The sequence below is a fragment of the Burkholderia sp. Bp9031 genome, from assembly GCF_003857965.1.
Classification (GTDB): domain Bacteria; phylum Pseudomonadota; class Gammaproteobacteria; order Burkholderiales; family Burkholderiaceae; genus Burkholderia; species Burkholderia ambifaria_A.
The window spans coordinates 39,160-48,492 of record NZ_QTPW01000018.1; the positions used below are offsets into that span (position 1 = coordinate 39,160).

Annotated in this window: 10 protein-coding genes; all 10 read left to right on the forward strand. The window is 70.3% G+C overall.

Annotated elements, in window-relative coordinates; translation table 11 throughout:
- The first annotated feature begins 15 nt into the window (after window positions 1-15).
- The 10 genes from DIE15_RS22340 to asnB all read left to right on the forward strand — a co-directional run bounded on the left by DIE15_RS22340 (window position 16) and on the right by asnB (window position 9,287).
- Window positions 16-225 (forward strand): hypothetical protein, encoded by a 210-nt coding sequence (locus DIE15_RS22340; protein WP_057928855.1) that lies wholly within the window; start codon window positions 16-18, stop codon window positions 223-225.
- Between the two features lie 124 nt (window positions 226-349).
- Complete coding sequence (locus tag DIE15_RS22345; RefSeq protein ID WP_057928889.1) at window positions 350-832, forward strand: hypothetical protein; 483 nt, start codon at window positions 350-352, stop codon at window positions 830-832.
- A gap of 47 nt (window positions 833-879) precedes the next feature.
- On the forward strand, window positions 880-1,746 hold the full coding sequence (sctJ, locus tag DIE15_RS22350; protein ID WP_057928854.1) for a type III secretion system inner membrane ring lipoprotein SctJ: 867 nt from the start codon (window positions 880-882) through the stop codon (window positions 1,744-1,746).
- Window positions 1,743-2,483 (forward strand): SctK family type III secretion system sorting platform protein, encoded by a 741-nt coding sequence (locus tag DIE15_RS22355; RefSeq protein WP_057928853.1) that lies wholly within the window; start codon window positions 1,743-1,745, stop codon window positions 2,481-2,483. Before sctJ ends, DIE15_RS22355 begins: the two co-directional genes overlap by 4 nt.
- Window positions 2,465-3,082, forward strand: a complete 618-nt coding sequence (sctL, locus tag DIE15_RS22360; protein WP_124834361.1) for a type III secretion system stator protein SctL — start codon at window positions 2,465-2,467, stop codon at window positions 3,080-3,082. The genes DIE15_RS22355 and sctL overlap by 19 nt, the downstream gene beginning before the upstream one ends.
- Window positions 3,079-4,464 (forward strand): type III secretion system ATPase SctN, encoded by a 1,386-nt coding sequence (sctN, locus tag DIE15_RS22365; protein WP_057928851.1) that lies wholly within the window; start codon window positions 3,079-3,081, stop codon window positions 4,462-4,464. The genes sctL and sctN overlap by 4 nt, the downstream gene beginning before the upstream one ends.
- Window positions 4,457-5,212: a hypothetical protein gene (locus DIE15_RS22370; protein WP_124834362.1), complete on the forward strand. Its 756-nt coding sequence runs from the start codon at window positions 4,457-4,459 to the stop codon at window positions 5,210-5,212. The genes sctN and DIE15_RS22370 overlap by 8 nt, the downstream gene beginning before the upstream one ends.
- Window positions 5,206-6,015: a type III secretion system export apparatus subunit SctT gene (gene sctT, locus DIE15_RS22375; protein ID WP_057928849.1), complete on the forward strand. Its 810-nt coding sequence runs from the start codon at window positions 5,206-5,208 to the stop codon at window positions 6,013-6,015. The genes DIE15_RS22370 and sctT overlap by 7 nt, the downstream gene beginning before the upstream one ends.
- A gap of 24 nt (window positions 6,016-6,039) precedes the next feature.
- A complete protein-coding gene (locus DIE15_RS22380; protein ID WP_057928848.1) occupies window positions 6,040-7,071 on the forward strand; it encodes an EscU/YscU/HrcU family type III secretion system export apparatus switch protein in 1,032 nt (343 codons plus the stop codon).
- Window positions 7,072-7,319: 248 nt separating this feature from the next.
- Window positions 7,320-9,287, forward strand: a complete 1,968-nt coding sequence (gene asnB, locus DIE15_RS22385) for an asparagine synthase (glutamine-hydrolyzing) (protein ID WP_124834363.1) — start codon at window positions 7,320-7,322, stop codon at window positions 9,285-9,287.
- The last annotated feature ends 46 nt before the right edge of the window (window positions 9,288-9,333 follow it).

Sequence of the window (9,333 nt, forward strand, 5' to 3'; positions counted from 1 at the left end):
GTAAAGGAGCGAAACATGAGTACCCCCCCGACCGGTGCCACCAACACGAACCAGGTCCAGCAGCAGGCCGACGACCTGACCAAGACGCAGCTCGAACTGACGAAGATCAACTTCCAGGTCCAGCAGTCGACCGCGACGTTCGAAACCAGCAACGCAGTGACCGCGCAGGAAGGGACGGCGAACGCCCAGGTTGCGCAACACCTGAGTTCCGCCGGCCGCGCATGACGCCGGTCGCCGGCCGTGCCGCGCGACGCCGGATGCCGGGGCCGCCCGTGTCGGGCACCCGGCGGGGCGTGTGCGCGTGCCGGCCGGCTCGTTCCCGGCTCTGCCGGTCAAGGAGGACATGATCATGTCTGTAACAGGCGTAGGCGCGGCACCGCCGGGCGCGGCCGCGCTCGCGGGTGCCGCGCAGCAGGCGGGCACGGCGTCCGATCCGGCGCAGGTGCGCCAGTTCGATGCGTTGATGCAGCCGGGCGCGACGCCGGCCGCGCCGTCGGCGTCGGGCGTCGCGATGTCGCGCGCGCCGGCCGATGCGGCGCCGGCGGTGCAGATGACGCCCGCGACACCCGCACAGGCGAACCATTCGTCGCTCGTCGAGCGGTTGCGCACGTACGGCAACGATCTCGACACGCGGTACGCGAACATCGACAGGCATCGCACCGAGATGCTGACGTCGATGGCGGACAACCGCAGCGATCCGTTGATGACGATGGTGCAGGCGATGGATTTCCAGTGGACGGCGACCACCACGATTTCCGAATACCAGTTGAGCCTGTCGGTCGCGCAGGCGGCGAACGGCTTCACGCATACGGTGCTGAAGACGCAGGAGTGACGAGCGCGCAGGCCGGCAACGGCCGCGCGCGATGAAGCGGACAAACGATGACGACGATCGATTCGACGCCGCGCATGCATGCGTGGCGCAGCCGGGCGGCACGTGTGCTGCTCGCGGGACTGCTTGCGCTGCTGGCCGGCTGCCAGAAGGAGCTTTACTCCGGCCTGTCGGAGCGCGACGCGAACCAGATGGTCGCCGTGCTCGGCGACGCGGGCATCAGCGCGTCGAAAGACAACGACGCACGCGACACGTCGGATCGCAACGCGTGGCTCGTGAGCGTCGCCGACGGCGACATGCAGCCGGCGCTGACCGTGCTTCAGGCGAACGGGCTGCCGAAGCCGAGCTATGCGAGCCTCGGCGAGCTGTTCCAGAAGCAGGGGCTCGTGTCGACGCCGGCCGAAGAGCGCGTGCGCTACCTGTATGGCGTGTCGCAGGACCTGTCGCGCACGCTGCAGGACATCGAGGGCGTGGTGGTCGCGCGCGTGCAGGTCGTGATTCCTGAGAACGATCCGCTCGCGGACAAGATCAAGCCGTCGTCGGCGGCGGTGTACATCCGCTATCGGCCCGGCGTGGACCTGCGCGCGATGGCGCCGATGGTCAAGGATCTCGTCGCGCACAGCATCGAGGGGCTGCAGTACGACAACGTATCGCTGTTCCTGCAACCGGCCGCCGCACGCACGACGCGCGTGGACGGCATCGGCAGCGCGGTGTCGGACATCCTGCGGCTGCGCTCGCCGCTCGGCTGGCTGGTGTTCGCGCTGATCCTGCTGACCTGCGCGGTGATCGCACTGTCGGCCGCGCGGCGCGGGATGTTCGGCGCCCGGCTGGCCGGGCTGCTCGGCTCGGCGCGCGGCGCAAGCGGTTCGGGCGGCGGCGGGCTGCGCACGCCGGACGGCGCGCGCGACGGTGCATGAACGATCCACACGCGCTGCCGCCGGGTGCTGCAGCCGACACCACGCCGCTGCCGTGGCTGCAGCCGCTTGCACCGCCGCCCGACGGGCGGCGGGCGGCGTTTCACGCGCTCGTCTGCGAGTTCAACCTGCGGCCGGACCGCTATCTGCACGTGACCCGCGTGCCGGCCGAGTGGCCTGCGCGCTATCGCTCGCCCGATGCGTTCGGCCCGGCAGGCCGCAAGCTGCTCGCGCGTCACCTGCTCGACGCGAACGGCGTGGCCGGCCATCACGACTTCGACGTCGCGAATCCGTGCGCGCGGCTCGCGCTGCTGCCCGGTGCGGCGCTCGAGCAGCTCGCGTCGTATGCGGGGCTGCTGCTGCATCGCGGCTGGCTGCGCGAGGCGCTCACCGTGCGGCGCATTCGCGCGGAAGTCGCGGCGAAGCTCGGCGGCGATGCGCTGGAGCTCGCGCTCGAGCGCGCGCCGGAATTCGGCGCGCTCGCGGAAACGCTCGAACCGTGGCGTGCCGATCCGGCCGCGCTGCCGGTCGTGATCCGGGCGCGCGGCGGCCGGCTGCTCGCGGATTTCATCGGCGTGGCGGGCGACGCGGTCGCGCGGCGCGCGCGTCTGAAGTTCAATCGCGCGATCGACGACGAAGCGCCGTACTGGCTGAACCGCGCGCAGCGCGACCAGTTCGGCGAGTTGCTGTTCCTGTTTCTGATTCCCGAGAGGCTTGCGTCATGGGACTGGCTTTTCTGATCACGAGCGACAACCTGCAGCTGCTGTCCGAGCGCAAGGTGCTCAAGGAGCGCGAATACGCGGCGCTGCTCGATGCATCGGCGGTGATCGCGACCGCACGCGACGAGGCCGCGCGCATCGTCGCCGACGCGCAGCGCGAATTCGACAAGCGCCAGGCGGCCGGCTACGACGAAGGGATGCGCCGCGCGCAGCGCGAGCATGCGGCGCAGGCCTACACGCAGGCGCTGGCCGCCGCGCGCACGATGGAGTCGATGAAGGATTCGATGGCCGACATCGTCGTGAAGGCCGTGCGCGCGATCGTCGGCGAGATGGGCACGCAGAAGCTGTACGAGGCCGCGCTCGCACGGATCGCGCCGCTCGTGCGCGACGAAGCGTTCCTGATCGTGCGGGTCGCGCCCGGCCGGCAGGACGAGATGCGCGACGCGCTCGACCGCGCGTTCGCCGGCCAGTCGAACCGGCAACGGATTCGCATCGTCGAGGACGCGCAGCTCGAACGTCACGCGTGCACGGTCGAGACGCCGTCCGGGCGCATCGACGCGAGCCTCGATCTGCAGATCGACGCGCTGCGCCAGGCGATCCGTCGCGACGCGCCGCGATGAACGCGCCGCTCGACGATCCGCTGCCGTTCGGCCGCGAAAGCGACGACGATGCCGCGCCGCTCGATCGCGGCCGCCTCGTCGGCGACCTCGACGCGGGGCTCGCGTTCTTCTCGCCGGTGTCGGTGCAGGGCCGCGTCAATCACGCGGTCGGGCAGATCCTCAACGCGACCGGCATCCGCGCGCGGCTCGGCGAAATCTGCGAGCTGCGCACACCGAACCAGCCGACGCTGCTCGCCGAAGTGGTCGGCTTCTCGCGGCAGACCACGTTGCTCACGCCGCTCGGCGACGTGGCCGGCCTGTCGCCGGAGACGACCGTCGTGCCGTCCGGGCGCGAGCATGTGTTCCCGGTCGGCGACGCGCTGTTCGGCCGCGTGCTCGACGGGCTCGGCCGGCCGCTCGACGATCGCGGGCCGGTGACGGGCGCCGCGTGGGTATCGACGCAGCAGGATCCGCCGAATCCGCTCGCACGCAAGATGATCGACACGCCGTTTCCGACCGGCGTACGCGTGATCGACGGCCTGATGACGCTCGGCGTCGGCCAGCGTGTCGGCATCTTCGCGCCGTCGGGCGTCGGCAAGAGCACGCTGCTCGGGATGATCGCGCGCGGCGCGCAGGCCGACGTGAACGTGATCGCGCTGGTCGGCGAACGCGGCCGCGAAGTGCGCGAGTTCATCGAGCACAGCCTGTCGCCCGAGGTGCGCGCGCGCTCGATCGTCGTCGTGTCGACGTCCGATCGTCCGGCGATGGAGCGCGTGAAATCCGCGCTCGTCGCCACCGCGATCGCCGAGCATTTCCGCGATGCGGGCAAGCGCGTGCTGCTGCTGGTCGACTCGCTGACGCGCTTCGCGCGCGCGCAGCGCGAGGTGGGCCTAGCGAGCGGCGAGCCGCCGACGCGGCGCAGTTTCCCGCCGTCGACGTTCGCCGTGCTGCCGCGCCTGCTCGAACGCGCGGGGCAGGGTGCGACGGGCTCGATCACCGCGCTGTACACGGTGCTGGTCGAAGGCGATGAGGAATCCGATCCGATCGCCGAGGAAGTGCGCTCGATCCTCGACGGGCACATCGTGCTGTCGCGCAAGATCGCGCTCGCGAACCGCTATCCGGCGATCGACGTACTCGCGAGTCTGTCGCGCGTGATGCCGCTGGTCGCGAGCCGCGCGCATCAGCAATCGGCCGCGCGCGTGCGCGAGCTGATCGCGAAGTACCAGGAAATCGAGCTGCTCGTGCAGATCGGCGAGTATCGCGAAGGCAGCGACCGGCTCGGCGATCTCGCGCTGCGTGCGCGCGATGCCATCGGCGCATTTTGCGCGCAGGCGTCGCACGACGACGTGCGCTTCGACGCGCTGCTCGCGAAGCTGACGAAACTCGCGAACGACCATGTCTGAAGCAGACGATCGTCTCGTGCTCGCGACGCTCGCCCGCCTGAAGCGCGTGCGCGAGATGCGCAGCCAGATCGCGCGGGTCGCGGCCGCGCGCCAGCAGGGCATCGCCGCGCAGAGCCGTCGCGCGCTCGACGCCGCGCACGCAGAGCTCGCGCAGCAGGTCGCCGCGAAGGCCGCGATCCAGACGCGGCTCGCCGACGACGTGCGCGAGGCGCGCGCGCTGCAGAACGCGGCGGCCGACACGCGCACGTTCGACCGGCATATCGGCGTCGCGAACGCGTCGGTCAGCGAGGCCACGCACGTGCATCGCGATCACGAGGCGACACTCGCCGACCTGCAGCGCGCCGCGCGCAAGGCGAAGGCCGCGGAGGACAAGCTCGACAAGGCCGGCGAGAAGGCGCTGCAAGCGCGCGCCGCGCGGGTCGAACGCGACGCCGACGAAGTCGCGGACGCGCACGCGGTGCGGCGCTTCGCGACGGCCGGCGTGTGGGCAGGCGACGTGGAGGGCCATGCGCCGGGGCAGCCGGACATGGCCGCGGCGTTCGACGCGGAGATGGCGTCGCGACCGGCCGATGCGGACACCGCGGACGCTACAGGCACCACAGGCACCACAGGCACCACAGGCGCGACGGACGCCGCCGACACGATAGACTCGGCCGCTGCAACCGCTGCAACCGCTGCAACCGCTGCAACCGCTGCAACCGCCCCCGCCGACGACACGGCACGCGCCGCCGCGGAGCGCCGATGCTAGACCACGCGGCGAACTTCAACGACATCGCCGGCACGCTGCGCCCGCTGCTTTACGTGATGCCGCGCCTGCTGCCGATCATGTTCGTCGTGCCGGTGTTCAACGAGCAGATCATCACGGGCCTCGTGCGCAACGGGATCGCGGTCGTGATCGCCGCGTTCGTCGCGCCGGTGATCGACCCGGCCCAGGTCGCCGCGCTGCCGTTCCTGATGTGGTGCCTGCTCGTCGCGAAGGAGGCGGTGGTCGGCATGCTGCTCGCGGGCGCGTTCAGCGCGGTGCTGTTCGCGATCCAGGGCGTCGGCTACCTGATCGATTTCCAGACCGGCAGCGGCAGCGCCGCGTTCTTCGATCCGATGGGCGGGCACGAGGGCGGCCCGACATCGGGCTTCCTCAATTTCGTCGCGATCGCGCTGTTCGTCACCGCGGGCGGCCTGCAGGTGCTCGTGCAGCTGTTCGCGCAGTCGTATGCGTGGTGGCCGATCGGCTCGCTCGGCCCGGATTTCTCGTCGATGCTGCAAACCTTCGTCGTGCGGCAGACCGACACGATCTTCGAATGGATGGTGAAGCTCGCCGCGCCGGTGATCATCGTGCTGGTGCTCGTCGAGCTCGGCATCGGCCTCGTCGGGCGCGCGGTGCCGCAGCTGAACATCTTCGTATTTTCGCAGCCGTTGAAGAGCGCGCTCGCGGTGCTGATGATGGTGCTGTTCCTGCCGGTGGTGTACGCGGCGCTGCATGCGTTGCTGAGCCCCGACAGCGGATTGATGGCGCTGCTGCGCGCGCTGTTCGCCGCGCACGGCGGCGCGTGAGCATCCGACGGAGCCGGAGCGACCATGGCCGAAAAGAACCAGCAGCCGACCGCGAAGCGCCTGCGCGAGGCGCGCGAGAAAGGTGACGTACCGAAGAGCGCGGAGACGATCTCGTCGGCGTTCTTCGTGGGCGTGTGCGTCGCGCTCGCGGTGGGGCTCGGCACGCTGTTCGCGCGGCTGCAGGCGCTGTTCCGGCTCGTGTTCGACGCGGCCGGCGCGGCCGATCCGTCCGCGCGGCTCGCGGTGCTGATCGACGGCGCCGCGCGCGATTGGGCCATGCTGTCCGCGCAGATCGTCGCGGCCGGGCTGCTGGCCGGCCTGCTCGCGGGCTTCGTGCAGGTGGGCGGCGTGATGGCGTGGAGCCGGCTCGTGCCGCAGCTGTCGCGGCTCAATCCGGCCGAGGGGCTGAAGAACATGGGGTCGATGCGCAACCTCGTGAACCTCGCGAAGATGCTGCTGAAGACCGTGCTGCTGGTCGCGACGCTCGGCTGGCTGATCGTCGAGTCGCTCGACCCGTCGGTGCAGTCCGGCTTCACGCGGCCGATGTCGATCCTCGCGCTGATCGTGAAGCTGCTGATGCTGCTGTTCGGCTGGGCCGCGCTGATCTATGTCGTGATGGCGCTGATCGACATCGTGCACCAGCGGCACGAGTTCAACCAGAAGATGAAGATGTCGATCGACGAAGTGCGGCGCGAGCACAAGGAGGACGAGGGCGATCCGCATATCGAGGCGAAGCGCCGGCAGCTCGCGCGCGAAGCGCAGTTCGCGTCGCTGCCCGACCGGATCGGCTTCGCGTCGGTGGTCGTCTATTCGCCGCGCGTGGCGGTCGCGCTCTATTACGGCGGGATCGGCACGCTGCCGTGGGTGCTCGCGCGCGGCGAAGGCGAGGCGGCCGAGCGGATCGTGCGGCACGCGCGCGACGCGCTGCGCCCGACGCTCGCGAACGTCGGGCTCGCGCAGGCGCTGTACGAGACGACGCCCGAGAACGGCACGATCCAGCAGCAGCACTTCCGCGAGGTCGCGCAGTTGCTCAAGTGGGCGACCGGCGCGAGTTGAAATCGCCGCATGATGGGGTCCGATCCCTTCCCGGTTCGGACGACGCGGCGTCGCGCGTCGGTCGTGCGTTTTTTCCTGGATGCCGTGCCGGTGCTTGACGCCGCTTTATTTTTCGATTTCGGCTGGCGTTCACCCACGAATTATTGCTGATTTATTTCTTCGTAATATGGCTCGACCGTCAGCAGGACGGCGGGCTACGAAGTTGCGCCGCCGCTGACGGAACAGGTTAACAGGGGCAGGCAAATCAAATGTGCGGAATCGACGGCTTTCTGAATAGCGTCGCCTTCGATGAGGAGACAGCGCGCGGCACGCTCGCGCGAATGACGGCGAGCCTCGCGCATCGCGGGCCGGACGCGCAGGGCCTCTGGGTCGACCCGGAAGCGGGTATCGCGCTCGGCCACCGGCGGCTTGCGATCGTCGATCTGTCGGTCCACGGCCGGCAGCCGATGGCATCCGCGTGCGGCCGCTACGTCATGGTCTTCAACGGCGAAATCTACAACCATCGCGAATTGCGCGCGGAGCTCGAGCGCGCGGGCCGCGCACCGGCGTGGCGCGGCCACTCCGACAGCGAGGTGCTGATCGCGGCGATCGCCGCGTGGGGCGTCGACGCGGCGCTGCGGCGCGCGACCGGCATGTTTGCGTTCGCGCTGTGGAATCGCGCGTCGCGGGTGCTGACGCTCGCGCGCGACCGGATCGGCGAAAAGCCGCTCTACTACGGCCGGATCGGCGACGCACTGGTGTTCGCGTCGGAGCTGAAGGCGCTGCGCGCCTATCCGGGCTTCGACGGCACGATCGATCGCGATGCGCTGTGCCTGTACCTGCGCCAGTCGAGCGTGCCCGCGCCGCATACGATCTATCGCGGCATCAGCAAGCTGCCGCCGGGCACCTTCATCCAGTTCGAGCATGCGCGCGACACGCCGCGCTTGCGCGCGTACTGGACGCTCGAGCAGGCGATCGAGGCGGGCCGCGAGCAGCCGTTCGAGGGTAGCGCCGACGAAGCCGTCGGGCAGCTCGACACGATCCTGCGCCAGGCCGTCGCGCGGCAGATGGAAGCCGACGTGCCGCTCGGCGCGTTCCTGTCGGGCGGCGTCGATTCGTCGGCGATCGTCGCGCTGATGCAGGCGCAGTCGGCGAACCCGGTCGACACGTTCACGATCGGCTTTCACGAGGCCGGCTACGACGAGGCCGGTTACGCGAAGGCGGTCGCGCGCCATCTCGGCACGCGGCATACCGAGCTCTACGTAACGGCCGATCATGCGCTCGGCATCGTGCCGAAGCTGCCGTCGATCTACGACGAACCGTTCGCCGACGCGTCGCAGATTCCGACTTTCCTGGTGTCGGAGCTGACGCGCCGGCACGTGAAGGTGAGCCTGTCCGGCGACGGCGGCGACGAACTGTTCGGCGGCTATACGCGCTACTTCCTGACGCCGCGCCTGTGGCGCAAGCTGCATCGCGTGCCGGCGGCGGTGCGCGCGCGGATCGCCGCCGCGTTGCACGCGCTGCGCCCCGATCACGCGGACCAGCTCGCGGCGGTCGCGCAGGGTGCATGGGGCGGCGTGGAAGCGCGCGATTCGGCGAGCCGCATCGGCGACCGGCTGCACAAGCTCGGGCACGTGATGACGGCCGAGAGCCGCATCGGGCTGTACCGGCTGCTGATGTCGTCGGTGCATCATCCGGAGCGCATCGCGCTCGCCGGGCAGGAGCCGCCGACGCCGCTCGATACGGTGTCCGCCTGGCCCGCCAACCTGAGCTTCGCCGAGCAGGCGATGGCGATCGACACGCTCACGTACCTGCCGACCGACATCCTCGCGAAGGTCGACCGCGCGGCGATGGCGGTGAGCCTCGAGACGCGCATGCCGTTCCTCGATCATCACGTCGTCGAATTCGCGTGGCGGCTGCCCGCGTCGGTGCGTTTGCCGGAAGGACAGTCGAAGGCGCTGCTGCGCCGGCTGCTCGACCAGTACGTGCCGTCGGCGCTGATCGACCGGCCGAAGCAAGGCTTCTGCGCGCCCGTCGATCACTGGCTGCGCGGCGCGTTGCGCGACTGGGCCGACGCGCTGCTGCAGCCGTCGCGGTTGCGCGACGAGGGGTTCTTCGATGCGGCGGCGGTCGAGCGGCTGTGGCGGCAGCACCAGACGGGCCGGATGAACTGGCAGCACCAGCTGTGGACGGTGCTGATGTTCCAGGCATGGCTGGAGGGGCAGCGCGCGGGATGAGGCGGCGCGCTGCCGTCGGCCGGATCGGCCGGGATCGCCGGCCTGC